Source organism: Streptomyces sp. NPDC097107, from assembly GCF_044762405.1.
Taxonomy (GTDB): domain Bacteria; phylum Actinomycetota; class Actinomycetes; order Streptomycetales; family Streptomycetaceae; genus Streptomyces; species Streptomyces thinghirensis.
In genome coordinates, this window is the sequence record NZ_JBIWEF010000007.1 from 371,529 (window position 1) to 395,404 (window position 23,876).

The 23,876-nt window shown below is 71.8% G+C and carries 24 protein-coding genes and 1 riboswitch; of the genes, 17 read left to right on the forward strand and 7 right to left on the reverse strand.

Annotated elements, in window-relative coordinates; all coding sequences use genetic code 11:
• Positions 1-68 precede the first annotated feature (68 nt).
• Positions 69-199: riboswitch (FMN riboswitch) on the forward strand.
• Between the two features lie 151 nt (positions 200-350).
• The 9 genes from ACIQ1J_RS19475 to ACIQ1J_RS19515 all read left to right on the forward strand — a co-directional run bounded on the left by ACIQ1J_RS19475 (position 351) and on the right by ACIQ1J_RS19515 (position 7,679).
• Positions 351-962, forward strand: coding sequence for a riboflavin synthase (locus ACIQ1J_RS19475; protein ID WP_210961423.1), 612 nt, complete (start codon positions 351-353; stop codon positions 960-962).
• Positions 959-1,603 (forward strand): nicotinamide riboside transporter PnuC, encoded by a 645-nt coding sequence (locus tag ACIQ1J_RS19480; RefSeq protein ID WP_403558117.1) that lies wholly within the window; start codon positions 959-961, stop codon positions 1,601-1,603. Before ACIQ1J_RS19475 ends, ACIQ1J_RS19480 begins: the two co-directional genes overlap by 4 nt.
• A complete protein-coding gene (locus tag ACIQ1J_RS19485; RefSeq protein WP_403558119.1) occupies positions 1,600-2,889 on the forward strand; it encodes a bifunctional 3,4-dihydroxy-2-butanone-4-phosphate synthase/GTP cyclohydrolase II in 1,290 nt (429 codons plus the stop codon). Before ACIQ1J_RS19480 ends, ACIQ1J_RS19485 begins: the two co-directional genes overlap by 4 nt.
• 21 nt (positions 2,890-2,910) lie before the next feature.
• Positions 2,911-3,417: a 6,7-dimethyl-8-ribityllumazine synthase gene (gene ribH, locus ACIQ1J_RS19490; protein ID WP_210961420.1), complete on the forward strand. Its 507-nt coding sequence runs from the start codon at positions 2,911-2,913 to the stop codon at positions 3,415-3,417.
• 13 nt (positions 3,418-3,430) lie between these two features.
• A complete protein-coding gene (locus ACIQ1J_RS19495) occupies positions 3,431-3,703 on the forward strand; it encodes a phosphoribosyl-ATP diphosphatase (protein WP_030951748.1) in 273 nt (90 codons plus the stop codon).
• Positions 3,704-3,748: 45 nt separating this feature from the next.
• The gene (hisG, locus tag ACIQ1J_RS19500; RefSeq protein WP_310874352.1) at positions 3,749-4,606 is read left to right on the forward strand and encodes an ATP phosphoribosyltransferase; all 858 of its coding nucleotides are present in this window, start codon (positions 3,749-3,751) and stop codon (positions 4,604-4,606) included.
• 20 nt (positions 4,607-4,626) lie between these two features.
• Positions 4,627-5,094 carry a PH domain-containing protein gene (locus ACIQ1J_RS19505; protein WP_403558122.1) on the forward strand — a complete coding sequence of 156 codons (468 nt, stop codon included), beginning with the start codon at positions 4,627-4,629 and terminating at the stop codon, positions 5,092-5,094.
• A 204-nt stretch (positions 5,095-5,298) separates the two neighbouring features.
• Positions 5,299-6,633, forward strand: coding sequence for a hemolysin family protein (locus ACIQ1J_RS19510; RefSeq protein WP_403558124.1), 1,335 nt, complete (start codon positions 5,299-5,301; stop codon positions 6,631-6,633).
• Positions 6,630-7,679, forward strand: a complete 1,050-nt coding sequence (locus ACIQ1J_RS19515; protein WP_403558126.1) for a hemolysin family protein — start codon at positions 6,630-6,632, stop codon at positions 7,677-7,679. The genes ACIQ1J_RS19510 and ACIQ1J_RS19515 overlap by 4 nt, the downstream gene beginning before the upstream one ends.
• Positions 7,680-7,796: 117 nt before the next feature.
• On the opposite strand, the gene ACIQ1J_RS19520 is transcribed toward ACIQ1J_RS19515, so the two are convergent.
• Both ACIQ1J_RS19520 and ACIQ1J_RS19525 read right to left on the reverse strand, forming a co-directional pair.
• Positions 7,797-9,656 (reverse strand): AAA family ATPase, encoded by a 1,860-nt coding sequence (locus ACIQ1J_RS19520; RefSeq protein WP_403558128.1) that lies wholly within the window; start codon positions 9,654-9,656, stop codon positions 7,797-7,799.
• Between the two features lie 431 nt (positions 9,657-10,087).
• On the reverse strand, positions 10,088-10,708 hold the full coding sequence (locus ACIQ1J_RS19525) for a uridine kinase (RefSeq protein ID WP_403558247.1): 621 nt from the start codon (positions 10,706-10,708) through the stop codon (positions 10,088-10,090).
• 302 nt (positions 10,709-11,010) lie between these two features.
• Between ACIQ1J_RS19525 and ACIQ1J_RS19530 the strand changes: the two genes are divergently transcribed.
• The 3 genes from ACIQ1J_RS19530 to ACIQ1J_RS19540 all read left to right on the forward strand — a co-directional run bounded on the left by ACIQ1J_RS19530 (position 11,011) and on the right by ACIQ1J_RS19540 (position 13,436).
• Positions 11,011-12,390 (forward strand): peptidase C39 family protein, encoded by a 1,380-nt coding sequence (locus ACIQ1J_RS19530; RefSeq protein WP_403558130.1) that lies wholly within the window; start codon positions 11,011-11,013, stop codon positions 12,388-12,390.
• A 163-nt stretch (positions 12,391-12,553) separates the two neighbouring features.
• Positions 12,554-12,694 carry an SCO1431 family membrane protein gene (locus ACIQ1J_RS19535; RefSeq protein ID WP_210961413.1) on the forward strand — a complete coding sequence of 47 codons (141 nt, stop codon included), beginning with the start codon at positions 12,554-12,556 and terminating at the stop codon, positions 12,692-12,694.
• An 82-nt stretch (positions 12,695-12,776) separates the two neighbouring features.
• Entirely contained in the window at positions 12,777-13,436 is a 660-nt protein-coding gene (locus tag ACIQ1J_RS19540; protein ID WP_403558132.1) for a TetR/AcrR family transcriptional regulator, read from the forward strand.
• 62 nt (positions 13,437-13,498) lie between these two features.
• Here ACIQ1J_RS19540 and ACIQ1J_RS19545 read toward each other — a convergent pair whose 3' ends face one another.
• Positions 13,499-14,746: a glycoside hydrolase family 18 protein gene (locus tag ACIQ1J_RS19545; protein WP_403558134.1), complete on the reverse strand. Its 1,248-nt coding sequence runs from the start codon at positions 14,744-14,746 to the stop codon at positions 13,499-13,501.
• A gap of 322 nt (positions 14,747-15,068) precedes the next feature.
• On the opposite strand from ACIQ1J_RS19545, the gene ACIQ1J_RS19550 reads away from it, so the two are divergent.
• Positions 15,069-16,241 carry an acyl-CoA dehydrogenase family protein gene (locus ACIQ1J_RS19550; RefSeq protein ID WP_403558136.1) on the forward strand — a complete coding sequence of 391 codons (1,173 nt, stop codon included), beginning with the start codon at positions 15,069-15,071 and terminating at the stop codon, positions 16,239-16,241.
• Here ACIQ1J_RS19550 and ACIQ1J_RS19555 read toward each other — a convergent pair.
• The gene (locus tag ACIQ1J_RS19555) at positions 16,204-16,503 is read right to left on the reverse strand and encodes a hypothetical protein (RefSeq protein WP_403558138.1); all 300 of its coding nucleotides are present in this window, start codon (positions 16,501-16,503) and stop codon (positions 16,204-16,206) included. The two genes, ACIQ1J_RS19550 and ACIQ1J_RS19555, sit on opposite strands and share 38 nt — an antisense overlap.
• A 223-nt stretch (positions 16,504-16,726) precedes the next feature.
• Complete coding sequence (locus ACIQ1J_RS19560) at positions 16,727-17,164, reverse strand: hypothetical protein (RefSeq protein WP_210961408.1); 438 nt, start codon at positions 17,162-17,164, stop codon at positions 16,727-16,729.
• 268 nt (positions 17,165-17,432) lie between these two features.
• Here ACIQ1J_RS19560 and ACIQ1J_RS19565 point away from each other — a divergent pair, with 268 nt between their 5' ends.
• The 4 genes from ACIQ1J_RS19565 to fxsA all read left to right on the forward strand — a co-directional run bounded on the left by ACIQ1J_RS19565 (position 17,433) and on the right by fxsA (position 21,682).
• A complete protein-coding gene (locus tag ACIQ1J_RS19565; RefSeq protein ID WP_121745856.1) occupies positions 17,433-17,873 on the forward strand; it encodes an Lrp/AsnC family transcriptional regulator in 441 nt (146 codons plus the stop codon).
• A gap of 112 nt (positions 17,874-17,985) precedes the next feature.
• Positions 17,986-19,590, forward strand: a complete 1,605-nt coding sequence (locus ACIQ1J_RS19570) for an amidohydrolase (protein WP_403558141.1) — start codon at positions 17,986-17,988, stop codon at positions 19,588-19,590.
• A gap of 525 nt (positions 19,591-20,115) precedes the next feature.
• Positions 20,116-21,063, forward strand: coding sequence for a polyprenol monophosphomannose synthase (locus ACIQ1J_RS19575; protein WP_210961406.1), 948 nt, complete (start codon positions 20,116-20,118; stop codon positions 21,061-21,063).
• A gap of 46 nt (positions 21,064-21,109) precedes the next feature.
• Positions 21,110-21,682 carry an FxsA family membrane protein gene (fxsA, locus tag ACIQ1J_RS19580; RefSeq protein ID WP_210961405.1) on the forward strand — a complete coding sequence of 191 codons (573 nt, stop codon included), beginning with the start codon at positions 21,110-21,112 and terminating at the stop codon, positions 21,680-21,682.
• A gap of 120 nt (positions 21,683-21,802) precedes the next feature.
• Here fxsA and ACIQ1J_RS19585 read toward each other — a convergent pair whose 3' ends face one another.
• Together ACIQ1J_RS19585 and ACIQ1J_RS19590 are read right to left on the reverse strand one after the other, a co-directional pair.
• Positions 21,803-22,177 (reverse strand): RNA polymerase-binding protein RbpA, encoded by a 375-nt coding sequence (locus tag ACIQ1J_RS19585; RefSeq protein WP_003977404.1) that lies wholly within the window; start codon positions 22,175-22,177, stop codon positions 21,803-21,805.
• A gap of 278 nt (positions 22,178-22,455) precedes the next feature.
• On the reverse strand, positions 22,456-23,820 hold the full coding sequence (locus ACIQ1J_RS19590; RefSeq protein ID WP_403558144.1) for an MFS transporter: 1,365 nt from the start codon (positions 23,818-23,820) through the stop codon (positions 22,456-22,458).
• Positions 23,821-23,876 lie beyond the last annotated feature (56 nt).

The window sequence follows — 23,876 nt, forward strand, 5'->3', positions numbered from 1 at the left end:
GAGCCACCCCACACACTCCGTCCGCATGGACGGCGATCAGGCGTGGCACACTGGCCCTGTACCAGAAGCAGCGCACTCCGGGGTCGGTGAAAGTCCGAACCGGCGGTTACAGTCCGCGACCCGGTCGCCTCCAGCGACCGGTTGACCAGGTGAAATTCCTGGACCGACGGTTAAAGTCCGGATGGGAGGCAGTGCGCGGCGGGCGAGCATACGTGCGCGCCGCCGACCTCTGGGCTCGCCCGTTGCCGGGCGGGTCCCGTCCGGCGTCGTTCCCGGTGTCCTCGCTCGTGGTCTCTGTCGTTCCCGACAGCCCCGGAGTCCGTGCCCGAAGAGGCAGGAGGACCCGGGAAGTGTTCACCGGAATCGTCGAAGAGCTGGGCGAGATCACCGCCGTCGAGACGCTCGACGACGCCTGTCGCTTCCGCCTGCGCGGCCCCTTGGTCACCGAAGGGGCGCAGCACGGCGACTCCATCGCCGTCAACGGCGTCTGCCTCACCGTCGTCGAGCACGAGGGCGACGAATTCACCGCCGACGTGATGGCCGAGACCCTCAACCGCTCCAGCCTGGGCGTCCTCACCACCGGCTCCCGCGTCAATCTGGAGCGCCCCACCGCCGTCGGCGCCCGCCTCGGCGGGCACATCGTGCAGGGCCATGTCGACGGCACCGGCGAGATCCTGGAACGCAAGCCGTCCGAGCACTGGGAGCTCGTGAAGATCTCCCTGCCCGCGGACCTCGCCCGCTACGTCGTGGAGAAGGGCTCCATCACCGTCGACGGCATCAGCCTCACCGTCGTCGACGCCGGCCCCGACTTCTTCACCGTCAGCCTCATCCCCACCACCCTCGCCCTGACCACGCTGGGCCTGAAGCAGCCCGGCGACCCGGTCAACCTCGAGGTGGACGTCATCGCGAAGTACGTCGAGCGCCTGCTCGGCGCCCGGGCCGCCCAGGGAGACACCAAGTGAACTGGCTCAACTCCGAGGCGTTCACGCTCTTCGACCAGCACATCAAGTGGTCGGACATGATCGGCAACGTGATCGGTCTGCTCGGCCTCGCGCTCGGCTGGCGGCGCTCCATCTGGACCTGGCCGGTGCAGTTCCTCTCCGGGCTCATCCTCTTCACGGCCTTCGCCACCGCCCACCTCTCCGGCAGCGCCGGCAAGCAGATCGTCGTCATGGTCGTCGCCGCCTGGGGCTTCTGGCAGTGGAACCGCGGCCGGCAGCAGACGCAGGACGGCTCCATCGCCGTCCGGTTCGCCACCTGGCGCGAGCGCGGTGCCCTGCTCGCCGCGGCCGCCGTCGGCACCCTCGCGGTGGGCGGCCTGTTCACCGCCTACCCGACCCTGTCCTGGGATCCCTGGCCGGACGCCTACATCTTCGTCGGCACCGTCGTCGCCATGTACGCCCAGGCACGCGGCATGGTCGAGTTCTGGTTCGCCTGGCTGCTGGTCGACCTGGTCGGCGTCCCGCTGAACTTCGCCAACGGCTTCGCCTTCTCCGGCTTCGTCTACGTCATCTACGGCGCGCTCGTCCTGTGGGGCCTGCGCGACTGGTGGCTGCGCTCCCGTTCCGCGGCGCGGCCCGTCCCGGAAGGAGCGCCCGCATGAGCACGGCACCCATCCTCTACAGCACGGACGGCTACGAGGACCTCGCTCTCGACCCCGTCGAACAGGCTGTCGCCGACATCGCCGCCGGCCGCCCGGTCGTGGTCGTCGACGACGAGAACCGCGAGAACGAGGGCGACCTCGTCATCGCCGCGGAGAAGGCGACCGAGGAGATCGTCGCCTTCATGATGAGCGAGTGCCGCGGCCTCATCTGCGCCCCCATGGAGGGCGAGGAACTGGACCGGCTCCGCCTCCCGCAGATGGTCGACGACAACACCGAGTCGATGAAGACCGCCTTCACCGTCTCCGTGGACGCCACCGCCGCGCACGGCGTGAGCACCGGCATCTCCGCCTCGGACCGCGCCACCACTCTCCAGCTCCTGGCCGGTGGCAGCGCCGAACCCACCGACCTGGTCCGCCCAGGCCACATCTTCCCGCTGCGCGCCCGCTCCGGCGGTGTACTCGTCCGCAACGGCCACACCGAGGCCGCCGTCGACCTCGCCCGTCTCGCGGGCCTGCGCCCGGCCGGCGCCATCGTCGAGATCGCCGGCGAGGACGGGCGCATGCTGCGGCTGCCCGAGCTGATCCCGTTCGCCCGCAAGCACGGGCTGACGATCATCTCCATCGAGGACCTCATCTCCTACCGCCGCGGCGAGGAGCCCACCGTCCGCCGCGAGGCCGAGGTCCGGCTGCCGACCCGGCACGGCGAGTTCACGGCGTACGGCTACCGCTCCACCGTCGACGGCGTCGAGCACGTCGCGCTCGTCCACGGCGACATCGGCGACGGGCTGGACGTCCTGGTCCGCATCCACTCCGAGTGCCTCACCGGCGACGTCTTCGGCTCCCAGCGCTGCGACTGCGGCCCCCAGCTGGACGCCTCCCTGGACCGCATCCAGGCCGAGGGCCGGGGAGTGGTCGTCTACCTGCGCGGCCACGAGGGACGCGGCATCGGCCTGATGTCCAAGCTGCGCGCCTACGAGCTCCAGGAGCGGGGCCGGGACACGCTCGACGCCAACCTGGAACTCGGCCTGCCCGCCGACGCCCGCGACTACGGCGCCGGCGCCCAGATCCTCGACGACCTCGGCGTGCGCGCCGTGCGTCTGATGACCAACAACCCGGACAAGAGCGACGCCCTCGTCCGGCACGGGATCGAGGTCACCGGCCGTGAGCCGATGCCCGTCCAGGCCGGCGAGCACAACCTCCGCTACCTGCGCACCAAGCGGGACCGGATGGGGCACGACCTGCCCTGGCTGGACACGACCCCCGTGTCCACCTGCGGCAACCAGTAAGCAAGGAACACGAGGAGACACGTGAGCGGCAAGGGTGCACCGGAGCTGTCCGTACGCAACGTGGGGGACCTGCGGGTCGCCGTCGTCGCGGCACAGTGGCACGACAAGGTGATGGACGGACTGGTGGACGGCGCCCTGCGCGCCCTGCACGAGCTGGGCATCGACGAGCCGACCCTGCTCAGGGTCCCCGGCAGCTTCGAACTGCCGGTGGTCGCCAAGGTCCTCGCGGGCCGCGGCTACGACGCGATCGTCGCCCTCGGCGTCGTCATCCGCGGCGGCACCCCCCACTTCGACTACGTGTGCCAGGGCGTGACCCAGGGCCTCGTCCAGGTCTCCGTGGAGACCGGCGTCCCCATCGGCTTCGGAGTCCTCACCTGCGACACCGAGGAGCAGGCTCTGGACCGGGCCGGCATCGAGGGCTCCCGCGAGGACAAGGGCCACGAGGCGGTGACCGCGGCGGTGGCCACGGCGGCCACCCTCCGCTCAGTATCAGAACCGTGGCGTCAGGCCGGTCGGCACTACGCGTAAAGTGGGCGCCACCATGTCCAAGAAGACTTTCGAGGAGCTCTTCACCGAGCTCCAGCACAAGGCCGCGAACGGCGACCCCGCCACCTCCCGCACCGCCGAGCTGGTGGACAAGGGGGTCCATGCCATCGGCAAGAAGGTCGTCGAGGAGGCCGCCGAGGTCTGGATGGCCGCCGAGTACGAGGGCAAGGAGGCGGCGGCCGAGGAGATCTCCCAGCTGCTGTACCACGTCCAGGTGATGATGGTCGCCCGCGGGATCTCCCTGGACGACGTCTACGCCCACCTGTAAGCCCAGCCCCCTTTTTCACCCCTTCACGCAAAGGAAGCCGACCTCATGCTGCGCATCGCCGTCCCCAACAAGGGTTCCCTGTCAGGCCCCGCGGGGGAGATGCTGCATGAGGCCGGCTACCAGCAGCGCCGCGAGTCCAAGGAACTGCGGATCGTCGACCCGACGAACGAGGTCGAGTTCTTCTACCTCCGCCCCCGCGACATCGCGATCTACGTCTCGTCCGGCAAGCTCGACATCGGCATCACCGGCCGTGACCTGCTGATCGACTCCGGCGCCGACGCCGAGGAGATCCTCCCGCTCGGCTTCGCCCGCTCCACCTTCCGCTTCGCCGGCAAGCCGGGCACCGCGAACGGCGTCGAGGACCTCAAGGGCCGCACCGTCGCCACCTCCTACGAGGGCATCGTCGCGGCCCACCTGGCCGACCGGGGCGTCGACGCCTCCGTCGTCCACCTCGACGGCGCCGTCGAGACCGCCATCGAACTCGGTGTCGCCGGGGTCATCGCGGACGTCGTCGAGACCGGGACCTCCCTGCGCAACGCGGGCCTGGAGGTCTTCGGCGAGCCCATCATGAAGTCCGAGGCCATCGTGATCCGCCGTTCCGGCGCGGAGCCCGACGAGACGACCGAGCCCAAGGTGCAGCAGTTCCTGCGCCGCCTCCAGGGCGTCCTGGTGGCCCGGACGTACGTGATGATGGACTACGACTGCCGTGTGGAGCAGCTGGAGAAGGCCGTCGCGCTCACTCCCGGCCTGGAGTCCCCGACCGTCTCCCCCCTGCACAACGAGGGCTGGGTCGCCGTCCGCGCGATGGTCCCCGCCAAGGAGGCCCAGCGGATCATGGACGACCTGTACGAGATCGGTGCCCGGGCCATCCTGACCACGGCCATCCACGCCTGCCGTCTCTGAGCGTGACCCGGAGCCAACTCATGCCCGACACCACGCCGGACCTGCCGGCCCTGCCCGTCACCTTCCGGCCGGGCCGCACCCGCGCCGTCCTCACCGTTCTCGCCGTCCTCACCTTCGCGGCCATCACAGCGGTCGGCATGCTGCTGGACGGCCTCGGCATTGGAGAGCGGCTCAGCTTCATGCTGACCGCCCTCCTCCTCGCCGGGGTCCTGTTCCTGCTCGCCCGGCCCCACGTCACGGCCGACGAGACGGGCGTCACCGTCGTCAACCTCACCACCAAACGGCGCCTGGCCTGGGCCGAGATCCTCCGGGTCAACCTCCGGCAGGGCGACCCCTGGGCCTTCCTCGACCTCAGCGACGGGACCAGCCTGCCCGCGCTCGGCATCCAGCCGGGCATCGCCAGGGAGCGGGCCATCCAGGACGCCCGCGCCCTGCGCGCCCTCGTCGAGGCCCGCTCCACCGCCGCGCCCGAGGCCCCACGCGGCTGACGCGGACGCGGCGACCCTGCCGCGGGCACCCTTTTCGTGATTAATCTGGGAACGAGGACGCGGCCGTCGCGTCCTCGCCCCTGTCGTTCCGCCCGGAGCGCGGGGGTTCCCGCTACCCGAGGAGTGACTCCCTCCGGCGATGGACGGATCGTCCTGCAGTACCTGTGCCGCCCCCTGCTGTGACTCCCCACGGGCGGCGGCATCATGACCACCACCCCCCTGCTGCTCCTGGCAGCCGCCTTCCTGCTGATCCTCGCCAACGGCTTCTTCGTCGCCGCGGAGTTCGGCCTGGTGACCGTCGAACGCCCCGACGCCGAGCAGGCCGCCGCCGACGGCGACCGGCGTGCCCGCCGGGTCGTCGAGTCCCTCAAGGAGCTGTCCTTCCAGCTCTCCGGCACCCAACTCGGCATCACCATCACCTCGCTCGTCGTCGGCATGCTCGCCGAACCGGCGCTCGCCCAACTCCTGGACGGCCCGTTCACCGCGACCGGCCTCCCCGAAGGCGCCGTGCCCGGCGTCTCCGTCATCGTCGGCATGCTGCTGGCCTCGGCCGTCCAGATGGTGATCGGCGAGCTGGTGCCCAAGAACTGGGCGGTGTCCAAGCCCTTGCAGGTCGCGCGCTTCGTCGCGGGCCCGCAGCACGCCTTCGCCCGGCTGTTCCACCCGGTGATCGCCGCGCTGAACGCCGTGGCCAACCGCCTGGTCCGCGCGCTCGGCTTCGAACCCGCCGAAGAGCTGGCCTCCGCCCGCACCCCCGGCGAACTGGTCTCCCTGGCCCGGCACTCCGCGCGGGCCGGCGCGCTGGAACAGGACACGGCCGACCTCTTCGTGCGGACCCTGTCGCTGGGCGAACTGACCGCGCAGCACGTCATGACCCCGCGCGTGAAGGTCAGCGCCCTGCAGTCCTCCGCCACCGCCGAGGACGTGGTCAACCTGACCCGCGCCACCGGCCTGTCGCGTTTTCCCGTCTACCGGGAGAAGATCGACGAGATCGTCGGCATGGTCCACCTCAAGGACGCCCTCGCGGTACCCGCGCACGACCGGCTCCGCACCCCCACCGGCCGGATCGCCCGCCCGGCGCTGCTCGTCCCCGAGACCCTGCCGGTACGACCGCTGCTCACCCGCCTGCGCAGCGAGCAGCCCATCGCGGTCGTCATCGACGAGTACGGCGGCACCGCCGGCGTCGTCACCCTCGAGGACATCGTGGAGGAGATCGTCGGAGAGGTCCGCGACGAGCACGACGGTCTCGACGTACCCGAACTCGCGCCCGCCCCGCCCGAGGACGGCCGACCCGCCTGGGACGTCGACGGCAGCTGCCGCGTCGACGCCCTGCGGCGCATCGGCCTCGACGCCCCCGAGGGACCGTACGAGACCGTGGCCGGGCTCGTCGCCGACCTGCTCGGCCGCATCCCGGCCGTCGGTGACCGGGCGGAACTGCCCGGCTGGCGGCTCGCCGTCCGGCAGGTCGGCCACTACCGCGCCGAGCGGATACGGCTGGTGCGAACGGCGCCGGTGTCCGTGCTGGAGGCCGCCCGATGAGCGTCCTGCAACTCCTCTTCGCGGCGCTGCTCGTGCTCGCCAACGGCTTCTTCGTCGGCGCCGAGTTCGCGCTCGTCTCGGTACGCCGCAGCCAGATCGAACCGCTCGGCACCGCCCGCGCCCGCCAGGTGCTGTACGGCCTGGAGCGGCTGCCGCAGATGATGGCCGCCGCCCAGTTCGGCATCACGGTCTGCTCGCTGACCCTCGGCGCGGTCGCCGAACCGACGGTCGCCCATCTCCTGGAGCCGGTCTTCGAGTGGATCCACCTGCCGCACGGCGTGATCCACCCGCTCGGCTACGTGCTCGCGCTGGCCGCGGTGGTCTTCTGCCACCTCGTCATCGGCGAGATGGTGCCCAAGAACCTCGCGATGGCCGCTCCCGAGAAGGCCGCGCTGTGGCTCAGCCCCGGCCTCGTCGCCTTCGCCCGGCTCTGCAGGCCGATCACCGCCGCGCTCGGTGCCTGCGCCCAGGGCATCCTGCGGCTCTTCCACGTCGAGCCCAAGGACGAGGTCGAGGCGGTCTTCACCAGCGAGCAGCTCAACCGGCTGGTGGAGGACGCCGGCCAGGCGGGCCTGCTCGACCCGGAGGAGCAGGAACGCCTGGAGGACGCCCTGGGACTCGGCTCCCGCCCGGTCACCGACGTGCTGCTCGGGCGCGAGTCCCTGATCACGGTCCGCCCCTCGGTCACGCCGGGCGAGATCGTCGCGCTCACCGCCCGCACCGGGTACTCGCGCTTCCCGGTCGCGGCGGAGAAGGGCGCCTTCATGGGGTACCTCCACGTCAAGGACGTCCTCGACCTGGTCCTGGACGCCGAGGACTGCGACCGGGCCGTCCCGCAGCAGCTCTGGCGCCCGATGACCACCCTCCGCCCCGAACTGCCCCTCGACGACGCCCTCACCGTGATGCGCCGGGCGGCGACCCATCTGGCCCAGGTGACGGACGCGTCGGGCAGGGCCCTGGGCCTGGTCGCCCTGGAGGACGTACTGGAGCTACTGGTGGGAGAGGTACGCGACCCGGCCCACAGAGAGGTGACCCTGGCGACCTAGTCGCCCCAGCCGCAGCTGCGGGCGGTCGTGCCGTTGGGGCGGCACGGGTGGGCGCAGCGGTACCCCGCCACGCCGGGCTGCGCCACCCACCCCCGGCCCACACCGTCACCGGTCGCCTCACAACCCCGGAGGGTCCTGCGGCCCCCGCCCCGACAGCACCTCCCCGTACGCCTGCATCAAATCCGGCAACCGCAACGTCGCCAGGTCGTCCCGGCTCAGCACCCCCGGATACACCGACAACCGCAGATCCCGGTACGCACAACTCTTCTCGTACAGCGTCCGAAGGAACCGTCCGTTCCCCAACTCGTCGATCCATCCCTGGTCCACCACGTGCCCGGCGATCGAGCGCAGCTCGTCGAGCGCCTCCTCGTCCCAGCCGTCCCCGTTCTCGGCCGCGAGCACCTCACCGATCGAGGTCAGCTCCAGCGGCCGGTACGACGGGAAGTCGACCCGCGTCGTGAAGCGGGAGGACAGCCCAGGGTTGGCCGTCAGCAGCCGGTCCATGCCCTCGGGATAGCCGGCCAGGATCACCACCAGGTGGTCCCGGTTGTCCTCGGCCCGCTTCAGCAGCACCTGCAACGCCTCGTCGCCGTACGCGTCGCCCTTGCCGTAACCGGAGTTGGACAGGGAGTACGCCTCGTCGACGAAGAGGACGCCGCCGAGCGCGGAGTCGATCAGTTCGTTGGCCTTCACAGCGGTCTGGCCGAGGTACTCGCCGACGAGGTCGGCCCGCTGCGCCTCCACCAGGTGGTCGCCGCCGAGCAGGCCGAGGGCGTAGAAGACGCGGCCCAGGATGCGGGCCACGGTGGTCTTGCCGGTGCCGGAGGGACCGGAGAAGACGAAGTGCCGTTTGGGTGGCTGGACCGGCAGACCCTGCCCGGCCCGCAGCCGCGCCATGTTCAGCTGCGCGGACAGGGCCTTCACCTGACGCTTCACCGGTTCCAGCCCCACCATGCGCTCCAGCTCGGCGAGCGCCTCCTCCAGTAACGCGGGGTCGGTGGGCCCGGTGGGCAGGGAGGGGTCCGGTCCGTCGGGTTTCTCGCGCACCGACGGACCGCTCAGCGGGGGCAGCGGCGCGGCGGCCGGCGAGGGGTCGGGCGCGGAGACCTTGAGGTCGCGTTCCTCGGTGCCGAAGAGGGGGCCGAGACCGTCCAGGCACTCCGGTCCCAGACCGGCCTGGGCGAGCCCCGCGAGGTCGGTGGAGTCGTCGTAGCCGTCGCCTTCGGCGATCGCCGCCAGCCGGGCCGAGGTGTCCATGAAGGCCGGGTCGACGCGGTGCACGGCCCGGTACAGCGGCAGCGCCGCGGCGCTGCGGCCCGTGCCCTCGTGGGCCCGCGCCAGCCAGTAGCGCAGCTCCTTGCGCTGCGGCTGCTCGCTGCGGCACCGCATGAGGGCCGCCGACAGCAGCGGTTCGGCCTGCCCGTACATCTCCAGGCGCACCCGGGCCATGCCGCTGAACAGGCCGGCCTCGATACCCAGCAGGGGATCGCCGAGCAGTGGGTCGGTGTGCCGGACGAGTTGTTCCCAGTCCTTGACGAGGTAGGCGCGGCAGGCGTGCAGGAAGCGGACCTGGGGGTCGGCGTCCACGGGCGGCAGCCCGGCGAGGGCCCGGTCCAGTTCCGGGACGTGGCGGCCGTCGAGCCAGTGGGAGGCGTGCGCCAGCAGCAGATCGCGGGGGTTCTCCAGCACGGGTTGCACCCACCAGCCCAGCCAGTACCAGGAGTTGAGCGTGCGGCGGTGGCGGGCGCGCTGTTCGCCGAAACGCTCCCTGTGCCGGTACATCCTCAGCAGCGCGTTGGTGGTGTCGACGCGCAGCGCGTGCAGTCCCAGCCAGCCGTCGGCCATCGTGGGATCGATGCGCACCGCGGCCCGGAACTCCTCTTCCGCCTGCGGATAGGCCCCCATGGTGTAGGCGTCCACGCCGCGCAGCCAGGCGAGGTCGGCCGGGGCCTGTGAGCCCTGCGTGCCGAAGTCCATCCCGTCCCCCACGTACCGTGCCCCCGTCGGTATGCCGCCGAGCCGTCGCCCGCCGACCGCCTCGGTCAACGGCTGCGCCGCGGACCGGAGTTGCAAGGTGCGCGCGGCAACCGCCCGTAGGTCGCACCGATGGCATCGTACCCGCGGCGGTCTTTCCTCCGAAGGGTGCCGGGGCAGGCCGTTGCGCGAGGTGGGAGCGGATGGGGGAGTGCGCGGGGCGGTGACGGTGGGTGATCGGATCGCGTCACGGAGCAGCCGGAAAACGCGCTCAGGACAGAACGAAGCCCCCGATCACGGGGGAACAATCGGGGGCTTCGTGTCTGTCGGCGGCACCGAATGGCCGCACATTCAGAACGTAAGACCAGTACGGCCCCCGGGTCAAGCGAAGTTGGGGCGCTCCGGCGAGTTGCCGGGCAGCGATCTTCACGAGTTCAGCACACTGCGGAAGGCCCGTCACTCTGAGTGAGGAAGTAGGGTGCGGTGGCGGTTCCCGCGGGACCCGCAAGCACCTCGTACCCCTTCTGGATCTGCCGCACCAGAAGATGCGCGAAGGGGCGCGAGGGGTCGTCGGCGAAGTGCCGGCGCTCCGCCGGGATCCACCCCTCCCAGAACGCCCGCTGCTCCGCTCCGTCGCGCGCCCGTCCGCGGGCCCACGCCTCCTCGCGCGGCAGCTCCATCCACAGCAGGTGGGCCAGGTGCGGACGAAGCGCCTCGCGGCCGGCGCCGACGCCCTCCACCATGACCACCGGGGCCGGCGGCAGGGGGCGCCGCGCACCGAAGGACCGGGCCCGCCAGTCGTAGGGGGCGTAGTGCGCGGTGTGGCCGTGCCGCAGGGGCTCGATCACCTGGCTCAGCAGGCGTCCGGTCCATTCGAAGAGTTCGTCGTGGCTGGCGATGTCGTCGAGGTGCAGCACCGGCACGCCGCCCAGTTCGCCGGCCAACCGCCCGGCGAACGTGGACTTTCCGGAGCCGGCGTACCCGTCGACGCCGATCAGGCGCACGGGCCCGCAGGACGGGGGGAGCCGGCGGAGCCGGGCTGCGAGGTCGTGGATGGCGGGGTCCTGGGCTGCACGTCGGGGCGGACATCGTTCGCCCCGCACTTTATCCGTGCGCCCCCGGCCCTCCCACCGTGCAGCCCCCACCCATCGCGCGGCGCCGCCTCCGCCCCTACCTCCATCCCACCCTTCCGTCCCGCCACTCCTCCGCCTCCCCACCCTGCACGCCACTGGTCGACACCAATATTCGTGGCGTGGCGTGCGCAGAAGTGCTGGCAGGAGTGGACGCCTGCGGCCATAGTTGGCGCACATCCGTGCAACGGACCCGCCCGACTCGGACACCTGGGGGTCTTCCGCCCATGAGCAGAGCCGAACAGCCGTCCCGCAGAACCGTCCTGGCCGCAGCCGTCGCCACCGCCGTGGCGGGCAGCGCGATCCCGGCCACCGCCGAAGCCACGCCCGGCACGGGTGCCGGCGGCGGGGACTCCGGCCGCGCCACCGGCCGACAGGCCGACTACCGCGCCTGGACCACGTTCCGCGAATGGCGGTGCGGAACCGCGCAGGGCATCCGCCCCGTCGCGGGCGCCCGGCCCGGTGTCGTGATCGGTGCCCCGGCCGGCACCGCCGACTACACCGACCCGCACACCGGCAGGACCACAGCCTGGGAGTACGCGACCTGGACCTCGCCCGTCCACCGGCTCGCCGTGCCCTCGACCGAGGTCATCGCCTCCTGGAACGCGCACACCCCGAGCGGCACCTGGCTCCAGGTCGAGCTCAAGGGCACCTACTCCGACGGCACGGACACCCCCTGGTACGTGATGGGCCGCTGGGCGGCCGGTGACGGCGACCAGGACATCCGGCGCACCTCGGTCGACGACCAGGGCGACGGCAGGAGCAGCGTCTGGACGGACACGTTCGCCGTCGACGACGCCTCGACGGGACTGCGCCTGGCCTCCTACCGGCTCAGACTCACCCTCCACCGCCGCCCCGGCACGAGGAGGACGCCCACCGTTTGGCGGCTCGGCGCGATGGGCTCCGACGTCCCCGACCGCTTCACCGTCCCCGCCTCCACCCCCGGCCTCGCCCAGGAACTGCGGGTACCGCGCTACTCGCAGGAGATCCACAAGGGTCAGTACCCCGAGTACGACAACGGCGGCGAGGCCTGGTGCAGCCCCACCTCCTCGCAGATGATCATCGAGTACTGGGGCGGCCGCCTCACCGAGGAGCAGCTCGCCTGGGTCGACCCCTCCTACGCCGACCCGCAGGTCTGCCACGCGGCCAGGTACACGTACGACTACCAGTACGCCGGCTGCGGCAACTGGCCCTTCAACGCCGCCTACGCGGCCACCTTCAAGGACCTCCAGGGCGTGGTCACCCGCCTCGGCTCCCTCACCGACCTGGAGACGCTGATCGCGGCCGGCATCCCGGCCATAACGTCCCAGTCCTTCCTGGAGAAGGAGCTGACGGGGGCCGGGTACGGCACCTCGGGACACCTGATGACCGTGATCGGCTTCACCGCCGACGGCGACGTGATCGCCAACGACCCGGCCTCGGACGACAACGAGTCCGTGCGCCGCGTCTACAAGCGGCGCGAGTGGGAGAACATCTGGCTCAGGACCAAGCGGTACAACGCCGGCGGCAAGGTCGCCTCAGGTACCGGCGGCGTCTGCTACCTGTACTTCCCGGCCCATCCGACCCCGCGCCAGCGCAAGGCCCTCGCGGCGGTCGGTGTGCGCTGACCGGCACCGCGACGACGGCCCCCGGCCCACCAGCGGCACCGCCGGGGGGCCGTCCGCTGTGACCAAGGTCTCCGCCGCAAAAGCCGCTCACGGTGGCAAGGTGGGCAGGGTCAACCGCTGGGGGCCGGGGGAGCCCGCCGAACGTCGAGATCAGCGAGAAGCCATGACCGCACACACCGCCACCGCCGCCCGTGTCCGCACCGGCGGCCCCAAGGACGACGGTCCGGAGATCCTCGAGCACGTCGTGGGCTGGACCCTCGTCGTGGTGTTCGCGATGCTCGTGGTGCAGCTGGGACTGCTGTGACGTGATCCTCGTGTGACCTGCCCCACGATCCGGCCTGCCATACTGCGGAGGTCCCGCCGCCCGTAGGAGACCAGGGTCGAAATTGAATATTAGTCAACAGCGCGCCGACGCCCGTCCCCGGGCGCGCGGCACGGAGCGCTCGGCGTTACGCCGCGCCGAACTCATCGCCATCGGGCGGAAGTTGTTCGCCGACACGTCGTACGACGCGCTCTCGATGGACGACATCGCCCGCCAGGCGCATGTCGCCAAGGGGCTGATCTACTACTACTTCCAGTCCAAGCGCGGCTACTACCTGGCGATCATCCAGGACTCCGTCACCGGCCTGGTCACCACCGCCGCGCGCGGCACCGAACTGCCCCAGGTGGACCGCGTCCACCGCACCATCGACGGCTATCTGCGCTACGCCGAGCACAACCAGGCCGCCTACCGCACGATCGTCAGCGGCGGAGTCGGCTTCGACGCCGAGGTGCACGCCATCCGGGACGGTGTCCGCGAGGCGATCGTCGCCACCATCGCCGAAGGGGCGTACGGCCGCTCCGACATCGGACCGCTGGCCCGCATGGGACTGCTCTCCTGGGTGTGCAGCGTCGAGGGCGCCACCCTGGACTGGATCGGCCGTCCCGGACTGCCCCGCGAGACCATGCGCGACCTGCTGGTGAAGTCGCTCGGCGGCACCCTGCGGGCCGTCGAGGAACTGGACCCCGCCTACCCGGCACCGGCCCCCGCCCGCCGGGGCCCCTGACAGGCACAGCGGAGGGGCGGAGACCCGAACCGGCCTCCGCCCCTCCGCCCCCCGTGGGTCAGTCAGTCGATCGCCTTGATCAGCTCACCGTCGGCCGTGTCACCACTCAGCTCCCAGAAGAACGTGCCGCCCAGGCCCTGCTGGTCCTTGTACGTCATCTTCGTCGCGATGGTCTGCGGGGTGTCGTAACTCCACCAGTCGCTCCCGCACTTGGCATACCCGGTACCGGCCACCGTGCCGGTCGCCGGGCAGGCGGACTTGAGCACCTTGTAGTCCTCGATGCCGTTCTCGTACGTCCCCTTCGCCGGGCCGGCCGCGGTGCCGCCGGGGGCGGACCGGGTGACGCCGGTCCAGCCGCGGCCGTAGAAGCCGATGCCGAGCAGCAGCTTCGACGACGGAATGCCGAGGCCCTTGAGCTTCGCGATCGTCGCCGAGGTGTGGTAGCCCGCCTTCGGAATGCCGGAGTACGAGTTCAGCGGCGAGTGCGGAGCGGTCGGGCCGGTGGCGTCCCAGGCGCCGAAGAAGTCGTACGTCATGGGGTTGTACCAGTCGACGTACTGGGCCGCGCCCGCGTAGTCGGCCGCGTCGATCTTGCCGCCTGGTGTCGCGTCGGCCGTGATCGCCGCGGTCACCAGGTAGTCCGGGCCGAACTCTGCACGCAGCGCGCTCATCAGTTCGGGGAACGCGTCCCGGCCGCTGGTGTCGCAGCTCAGACCGCAGGCGTTCGGGTACTCCCAGTCGATGTCGATGCCGTCGAAGACGTCGGCCCACTTGGAGTTCTCGACCAGGTCGTGGCAGGACCGGGCGAAGGCGGCCGGGTTCCTCGCGGCCTCCGCGAAGCCGCCGGACCAGGTCCAGCCCCCGAAGGACCAGAGGATCTTGAGGTCCGGGTGCTTCTTCTTCAGCTTGAGCAGCTGGTTGAAGTTGCCGCGCAGCGGCTGGTCCCAGGTGTCGGCGACCCCGTCGGCGGACTCGGCCGCGGTGTACGCCCGGTCGGTCGCCGCGTAGGCGTCGCCCATGGCGCACTTGCCGCCGGTGACGTTGCCGAAGGCGTAGTTGACGTGGGTCAGTTCGGCGCCCGAACCGGACGTCTCGATGTTCTTGGCGTGGTACTCGCGGTCGTAGGTGCCCCATTCGGTGAAGTAGCCGACGACCTTGGAACCGGCCGCGGCTCCGGCGGCGGGTGCCGGGGCGGCCGTGGCGGTGGCCGGGCCGGCGCCGGCCAGCAGCCCGGCGCCGAGGGCGACGGAACACAGCGCGGAGAGGAGCGCCCGGACGGGGCGGACGCGGGGGAGGTGCGGGACGTGCATCGGGTGTCTCCTCGTGGGGGAAGAGGGAACGCGCGCCGATTGGCATGAACGCGGTAAGGCGTTCGGGCCGTCACCGTAGGAGGACTAGACCAGTGTGGTCAATGGTGCGGACCAATTTCCCGGCGTGCACATTTCTTGAAGTAAGCGGTCGTTAACTGGTGACTCCATGCCTCCGATCGGGCATACTCACAGCGCACAGCCGCTGGTCAGCCGCTTCCGCGACCCGGGAGTGCGAGCATCGGCCAGGCCCGTACGACCCGGCGGCCGCCTCCACCCAAGGCGCGCATCCGCCGATGTGCCCGACAGGGAGGAGAGCGTCGCCATGCCCGACCGCGCCCCGCAGCCGGTGGACCGGCAACTGCCCACGGACGAGGCACGGGATCTGATCTCGCTCGTCCGCGACATCGCGCAGCGTGAGATCGCCCCGAGCGCGGCCGAGGAGGAGGACGCCGGACGCTTCCCGCGCGAGGTCTTCACCCTGCTCTCCGACTCCGGCCTGCTCGGCCTGCCCTACGACGCCGAGTACGGCGGCGGCGAGCAGCCGTACGAGGTGTACCTCCAGGTCCTCGAAGAGCTCGCCGCGGCCCGCCTCACCGTCGGTCTCGGCGTCAGCGTGCACACGCTCGCCTGCTACGCGCTCGCCGCCCACGGCACCAAGGAACAGCAGATCGAGCACCTGCCCGCGATGCTCGGTGGCGGCCTGCTCGGCGCCTACTGCCTCTCCGAACCCGCCTCCGGCTCGGACGCCGCCTCACTGCGCACCAAGGCCGTACGCGACGGTGACGACTGGGTGCTCACCGGTACCAAGGCGTGGACCACGCACGGCGGCATCGCCGACTTCTGCACCGTCATGGCGCGCACGGGGGAGGAGGGGCCGCGCGGGATCACAGCCTTCCTCGTCCCCGGCGACGCCGAGGGGCTGAGCGCCGCGGTGCCCGAGAAGAAGATGGGGCTGAAGGGCTCGCCCACCGCGCAGGTTCACCTCGACGGCGTACGGGTCCCCGACGCCCGGCGCCTCGGCGACGAGGGCCAGGGCTTCGCGATCGCCCTGTCCGCACTCGACTCCGGGCGGCTGGGCATCGCCGCCTGCGCCATCGGTGTGGCCCAGGCGGCGCTGGACGAGGCGGTGTCGTACGCGGCCGACCGGCGGCAGTTCGGCAAGCCGATCGCCGACTTCCAGGGGCTGCGCTTCATGCTCGCCGACATGGCGACCCAGATCGAGGCCGGCCGCGCGCTGTACCTGACGGCGGCACGGCTGCGCGATGCCGGCCTGCCGTTCGCCAAGCAGGCGGCTATGGCCAAGCTGCACTGCACCGACACGGCGATGCGGGCCACCACCGACGCCGTGCAGATCCTCGGCGGGTACGGCTACACCGCGGACTTCCCGGCCGAGCGGTACATGCGCGAGGCCAAGGTGCTGCAGATCGTCGAGGGCACCAACCAGATCCAGCGGATGGTCATCGCCCGTCACCTCGCGGGTCCAGAGGGACGCTGAAGGTGCCGGCGACGCGGAAGTCGCCGGTGGTGAACAGGTCCGCGGTGGTGAAGAAGTCCCCGAGGCCGCGCGGAGGCGCCGCGAGCCGGACCCACTCCGGGTCGTGGCGCCCCGGCAGGGTGCGGCCACGGTCGGCCCAGGTCCGCATCAGCTCACGGTAGATCGGCGGGTCCGGGAGTTGCGGAGCGGGCGGGACCGGTCCCGCGGGCACCGGGACGAACACACGGCGCCGATGTCCGGTCGCCGAGTACGTGGGGGTCATACCCGGGCAACGCGGCAAGGGCGGACAGGTCACCGGCCCGCTGAATCGAGCGTGAGTTCGCAGGTGTCCGCCGTCGGGTCGCCGTTGCCAAAACGGTCCTGACGTACCGTCGCCCCGCACCGGCCCGACCGGCCGAGAGCGCACCGGCCCGCACCACGGCGGCCTGCTGTGAGCCGTGGCGCGGGTGGGTCGGCGACATCGTGTCCCCCCGGACGGTGGGCGCTCAGGCCGCCTCGCGCCGCATCGTCGGCACCCGCATCGGGCGCGAGCCCGGGCCGCCGACGTGGGAGAAGGGCTGGGTCCGCCAGTCGAGGCCCTGAGGGAGCGTCAACAGCAGGGCGGTGTCCTGCTCGTGGGGCTGGGTCGACTCGTCGGCGGGCCGGGCCTCGGTGGCCCGGCGGCCGGTGCCGGCGCAGACCGAGAGCCCGAACGGGTTCCACGGCGAGGCGCACAGGGCGTGCTCCGGCAGCACCTCCTCGTCCGCCAGCAGGGCGATGGGCTGGGCGCAGTCCGGGCAGATCACCCGGTACATCTCGAAGGTGTCGTAGGTGTCGAGTTCCTCGTCGTCGAAGGCGTCGGGTTCGACGCCCTCCGATACGGGCTCGACGACCGGCTGCTGCCGCTTGGGCGCGGTACGACCAGGGCGCTTAAGACTCTGCATGGGATTCTCCCCCTCGGGCTGGGCCGTGACGGCACTGCGGCCTCGACCACAGCAAGCACTTCCCGTCCCCTGACCGGGGTAATCACGAGAACATCACGGAGACTGTCCGGAGGGTGTGGCCTTCGTCACATGTCGCTCACAGGTGCCCCGGGCGGCGGGTTTGTCCCCACTCGGCCCGCCGGCCGGCTCCCCGTCACATCACGAACCGGGCATGACCTGGGTTACTCGGGTATCCGAGGAGATCAACCGCACTGTAGGTTCTTGCGCCATGGAGGAGCTGGACCGACAGATCGTGCAGCTGCTCGTCAAGGACGGGCGGATGAGCTACACAGACCTGGGCAAGGCCACGGGCCTGTCCACGTCGGCCGTGCACCAGCGGGTGCGGCGGCTGGAACAGCGTGGTGTCATCCGCGGTTACGCCGCGGTCGTCGACCCGGAGGCCGTCGGGCTGCCGATCACCGCCTTCATCTCGGTGAAACCGTTCGACCCCAGCGCCCCCGACGACATCGCGGACCGCCTGGCCGGCGTCCCCGAACTCGAGGCCTGCCACAGCGTGGCGGGCGACGAGAACTACATCCTCAAGGTGCGCGTGTCGACCCCGCACGGACTGGAGGAACTGCTCGCCCGGGTGCGTTCCCTGGCAGGCGTGTCGACCCGGACCACCGTGGTGCTGTCGACGCCGTACGAGGCCCGGCCGCCGCGAATCTGACCGGCGGCCGCGGGGCCCTGTCCTCGAGGTTCCGGCCGTCCGGGGCGCCCGCGCCCCGCGCGGCGGCGACCTGCGTGCGAAGCCGTACGCGCGAGGGGCGAGACTGGTGCTCATGAGTGAGTCCACCACCCCGTCCACGACCGTCCTGCTGCGCCGCGGCGAGGTCCACAGTCCCGCCGACCCCTTCGCGACGGCGATGGTCGTCGAACGCGGCCAGGTCGCCTGGGTCGGCTCCGAGGGCGCCGCGGACGCCTTCGCGGACGGCGTGGACGAGGTGGTCGACCTGGACGGCGCCCTGGTCACCCCGGCGTTCACCGACGCACACGTGCACACCACGTCCACCGGCCTCGCCCTCACCGGCCTCGACCTCTCCGGCGCCCCCACCCGAGAGGCGGCCCTCGCCCTCGTACGGGACTTCGCCGCGGCCCGCCCGGACGACCGGGTCCTCCTCGGTCACGGCTGGGACGCCTCCCGCTGGCCCGACGGACTGCCGCCGACGCGCGCCGAGCTGGACGCGGCCACCGGCGGGCGGCCCCTCTACCTCAGCCGTATCGACGTCCACTCGGCCGTCGTCACCACCGCCCTGCTCGACCTCGTCCCCGGTGACGTGGCCCGCGCGGACGGCCCGCTCACCGCCGGCGCCCACCACGCCGTACGCGCCGCCGCCCTCGGGGCCGTCGCCCCCGCCCAGCGCACCGAGGCCCAGCGTGCCGCCCTCGCGCACGCCGTCTCCCTCGGCATCGGAACCGTTCACGAGTGCGCAGGGCCGGAGATCTCCTCCGAGGACGACCTCACCGGCCTGCTGCGCCTCGCGGCGGAGGAGACCGGGCCGCGGGTGATCGGCTACTGGGCCGAACAGGACGTCGACAAGGCGCGCGCGCTGGGCGCGGTCGGCGCCGCCGGCGACCTCTTCGTGGACGGCGCCCTCGGCTCCCACACCGCCTGCCTGCACCAGCCGTACGCCGACGCGGGCCACACCGGCACCGCCTACCTGGACGCCGCCGCGGTCGCCGCCCACGTCGTCGCCTGCACCGAGGCCGGCCTCCAGGCGGGCTTCCACGCCATCGGCGACGCCGCCGTGACCGCAGTCGTGGAGGGCGTGCGCGCCGCTGCCGAGAAGGCCGGCCTCGCCCGGATCCGCGCCGCCCGGCACCGCGTCGAGCACGCCGAGATGCTCACCCCCGAGACCGTCGCGGCCTTCGCCGAACTGGGGCTGACCGCCTCCGTCCAGCCCGCCTTCGACGCGTTGTGGGGCGGCGGGGAAGGGATGTACGCCCAGCGCCTGGGCGCGGAGCGGGCCCGCACCCTCAACCCCTTCGCCGCCCTGCTGCGGGCCGGCGTGCCCCTCGCCTTCGGATCCGACAGCCCGGTCACACCCCTCGGCCCGTGGGGCGCCGTCCGGGCCGCCGCCTTCCACCGGACGGCGGAGCACCGCGTCTCCGTCCGCGCGGCGTTCACGGCGCACACGCGCGGCGGCTGGCGGGCGATCGGCCGCGACGACGCGGGCGTCCTGGTGCCGGGCGCTCCCGCCGACTACGCCGTGTGGCGTACCGGCCGGCTCGTGGTCCAGGCCCCCGACGACCGGGTGGCGCGCTGGTCGACCGACCCGCGTTCCGGTACCCCCGGCCTGCCCGATCTGACTCCGGGCCTGGACCTGCCCGTCTGCCTGCGCACCGTGGTGGGCGGCCGCACGGTCTTCGTACGGCCGGGCGAGTGATCCACACGGCCGACGGGGCGATGATCTTCTCCCGCGTACGACCTGCGCGTCCTCCGCGCTGACCTGGGCTTTGACACGGAAGCCGCAGGTCGAACGACTGTTGACAGGCGACGGCGGGGGGCCGGTAGGTTCGGCCGAGTCCACCACCGGACGTCCGACCGGGGAATCTTCCGCGCACGCGTCGCGGCGCCGCTGGGTCAGGGACGGTGTGCCGCACCGGGGCACCGCCACTGGGAGCCAGGCTCAGCGCTCGCGCCGCGACGAGGGAACGTTCCGGCCGGTCGGGAGGTGTGACCCGGGTGGGGCCCGGGCGCTCAGTAGACAACGGCTTAGGTCGACCCGCAGCCGGCGGGTTCCGAGTCGGCCCGAAGGGCGCCGGGCCCCCATCCGCCGTGCAAACGGCCCTAATCGGCCATCCCTACCCCGGTCCCGGGGAAACGACACCACCGTACGGGCGTCCTGTCACGTCGCCGCAGGCCGCGGCCATTATGGTGGTCCTCTGCGTACGGACATGAAGGGGCAGCGGTGAACGACGGCGACGGGACGCCCGCGGTAGCGGGGCAGGGGAGGCGGTTCGGCCCCCTGGGCACGGCCTTGGTGATCATTCCGACCTACAACGAGGTGGAGAACATCAAGGCGATCGTCGCGCGCGTGCGCGAGGCGGTCCCCGAGGCGCACGTTCTGGTCGCCGACGACAACAGCCCCGACGGCACCGGCAAGCTCGCCGACGAGCTGGCCGCCGAGGACGACCACGTCCGGATCCTGCACCGCAAGGGCAAGGAGGGCCTGGGCGCCGCCTACCTCGCGGGCTTCCGCTGGGGCCTGGAGCACGGCTACGGCGTGCTGATCGAGATGGACGCCGACGGCTCCCACCAGCCCGAGGAGCTGCCCCGCCTGCTGACCGCCCTCAAGGGCGCCGACCTGGTGCTCGGCTCCCGCTGGGTGCCCGGCGGCAGGGTGGTGAACTGGCCCAGGTCCCGCGAGTTCATCTCCCGCGGGGGCAGCATGTACTCGCGCCTCGCGCTGGACCTGCCGCTGCGCGACATCACGGGCGGCTACCGCGCTTTCCGCCGCGAGACCCTGGAAGGGCTCGGCCTGGAAGAGGTCTCCTCCCAGGGCTACTGCTTCCAGGTCGACCTCGCCCGCCGCGCGATCAAGGCCGGATATCACGTCGTCGAGGTGCCGATCACGTTCGTCGAGCGTGAACTCGGCGACTCCAAGATGAGCCGCGACATCCTCGTGGAGGCGCTGTGGCGGGTCACCACGTGGGGCGTGGGGGAGCGGGTCGGCAAGGTCCTGGGCCGCGACAGGCAGCCCGACAGAGCGACGGACGGGCCGGTCGTGAAGCGGGCGGACGCCGAGCCGATCGCGAAGCCGGCCGAGTCCGGTGACAGGCAGCCGCCGGAGTCGGGTGACAGGAAGCCGACCGAGTCGGGCGACAAGTCGACGCGGGCGACCGACAAGAACGCCTGATCGTCCCCTTACGTCGCGCTGAGACGGGGCCAGGCACACTGGGGGTATGACGACTGGCGCTCAGACCCCCGGTTCCCCCGCCCGGCCGCCGCGCTCCAGGCTGCGGACGTTCCTGCCGCTGGGCATCGCCGCGTGGCTCGTGCTGGAGATCTGGCTGCTGACCGTGGTCGCGGGAGCCTCCAGCGGTTTCGTGGTCTTCCTGCTGCTGGTGGCCGGCATCGTCCTCGGATCCGTGGTGATCAAGAGTGCGGGCCGCCGGGCCTTCCGCAACCTCACGGAGACGCTGCAACAGCAGCAGGCCGGCGTCGTGCCCGAGGCCCGCCCGAACAGCGAGGGCAACGGCCTGATGATGCTGGGCGGCCTGCTCCTGATCGTCCCCGGCCTGATCTCGGACGCGCTGGGCCTGCTCATGCTGCTGCCCCCGGTCCAGAAGGCCGTGAGCCGCTACGCGGAGAGGACGGTGGAGCGCAAGCTCCGGGAGGCCGGACCGGGCACCCTGGGCGACGCCTTCCGGCAGGCCCGCATGCACCAGCCGGACGGCAAGGTCGTGCAGGGCGAGGTCATACGGGACGACCCCGACGACGCGCCGCAGGGCCCGCGTCCGCCGCTGACGCACTGAGCGGCCCGGCCCCGGACAAGGGGGACACAGCGGGGGGGGGGCACGGCAAAACCGCGGGTGCCGTACGTGAAGCTCACGTACGGCACCCGTGGTGTTCGGTTTGCTGCTTACGGTTTCCCGCTACGCACTCTTGCGGCTGTCTCGCGGATGCACCGCGATGTTCATCGCGCCGGAGCGCAGAACCGCCAGCCGCTCCTCGAGGACCTCTTCGAGTTCCTCGCGGGTGCGTCGCTCCATCAGCATGTCCCAGTGCGTACGCGCGGGCTTGGCCTTCTTTTCCTCCGGACCGTCGCCGTCCACAAGGAGTGCCTGGGCCCCGCAGACCTTGCACTCCCACTCCGGCGGGATCTCCGCCTCGACCGAGAAGGGCATCTCGAATCGATGCCCCTTCTCGCATGCGTACTCCACGGCCTGGCGCGGGGCCAGGTCGATGCCGCGGTCCGTCTCGTAGCTGGTCACCACGAGGCGCGTGCCGCGAAGAGCTCGCTCACTCATGAATCGTGCCTCCCGGGCTTGTCGCCCACAGGACAGGTGTCGCTGTCGTCGTCATCCGGTCAACGTCCGGGCGGCGGTAAAGATTCCCGTCCCGACTCCCGTTCCGGGCGTCTGCGTCGCCGTCGCAGTCGCAGCCTTGCAACCAGTGCAGTACCCGCCGACATCCGGTTTGTCACCTCTGCTGGCAGATGTGACATAGCGTTTCGGCACCTTTGACGCGCAGTAACGGTACGCCTGGCAGGCCAAACGCGTACACTACAGCCCTTTCGCGCCGAGTGCTAAATCCTTTCGGGTACGGGGTTGCCCGCGTCGCCGATCGCCCGCCGCACCGGGACCCGCGCGAGCAGCACGAAACCGAGGACGAAGAACGCCACCAGCGAGATGATCGCGTCCCGGTAGCTCCCGGTCAGCTGGTAGGTGAGCCCGAACAGCAGCGGCCCGAGCCAGCTCGTCCCGCGGTCGCTCAGCTCGTACGCGGAGAAGTACTCGGCCTCCTTGCCGGGCGGGACCAGGTGGGAGAACAGGGAGCGGGACAGCGCCTGGCTGCCGCCCAGGACGAGTCCGATCCCGGCGGCCAGTACGAAGAACCACACCGGCTCCCCGGCCGGCAGGAAGTACCCGGCCGCGAGCGTGACCGTCCACGCGACCAGCGACCCGAGGATCGTGCGCTTCGCCCCGTACGTCCGGGCCAGCCGGCCCAGCGCCAGCGCGCCCGCCACCGCCAGCAGCTGGACCAGCAGGACGGCCGCGATGAGCGTGGACTGTCCGAGATCCAGTTCCTCGGAGCCGTAGACCGAGGCCTGGGAGATCACCGTCTGGATGCCGTCGTTGTAGACGAGGTACGCCAGCAGGAAGGCCAGGGTCAGCGGGCGGCGCCGCAGGTCGCGGACGGTCGCCGCGAGCTGCCGGAACCCGGGCAGGGCAGTCTTGCGCGCGCTCTCGGGCCCCCGCGCGGGTGTGCGGCGGTCGCGCAGCCGCCTCAGCGGGATGAGCGCGAAGGCACCCCACCACAGGCCGGCCGACGCCAGGCAGACGCGGACCGCCGCGCTCTCGCTCAGCCCGAAGGAGTCGTGGGCCGTGTAGAGGATCAGGTTCGCGACCAGGACCAGGGCTCCGGCCGCGTAGCCGAACGCCCAGCCGCGCGAGGAGACCGCGTCGCGTTCCTCGGGCGGGGCGATCTCGGGCAGGTAGGAGTTGTAGAGCATCATCGCCACGGACTGCGCGGCATTGGCGACGACCAGGAGCAGACCGCCCAGCAGGTAGCGGTCGCCGTCGAGGAGGAACATGCAGGTCGTGGCCGCGGCCCCGGTGTACGCGGCGGCGGCGAGCAGCGGCTTCCTGCGGCCCGAGCGGTCGGCGGCGGCGCCCACCAGGGGCATCACGAGCACCGCCACGATCACTGACAGTGACACCGAGTACGCGAAGAACGACCCGGCCCGCACGGGTATGCCGAGCGGATGGACGTATCCGTCCGCGTCGGCCGCCGACTCGGCGACCGACGTCAGATAGGGGCCCAGGAACACGGTGAGTACGCTCGTCGAGTAGACCGAGCACGCCCAGTCGTAGAAGTACCAGCCGCGCTGCTCGCGCCGCCGGTCCGCGGCCCCGTCGGCCGCGTCCGTCCGCAGGGTGCCGGTGCCCACCCGTGCCCTCGCTTCCCCGTGAACGCGCGACGTCCCGAGGGTTCGGCCGCGGACCT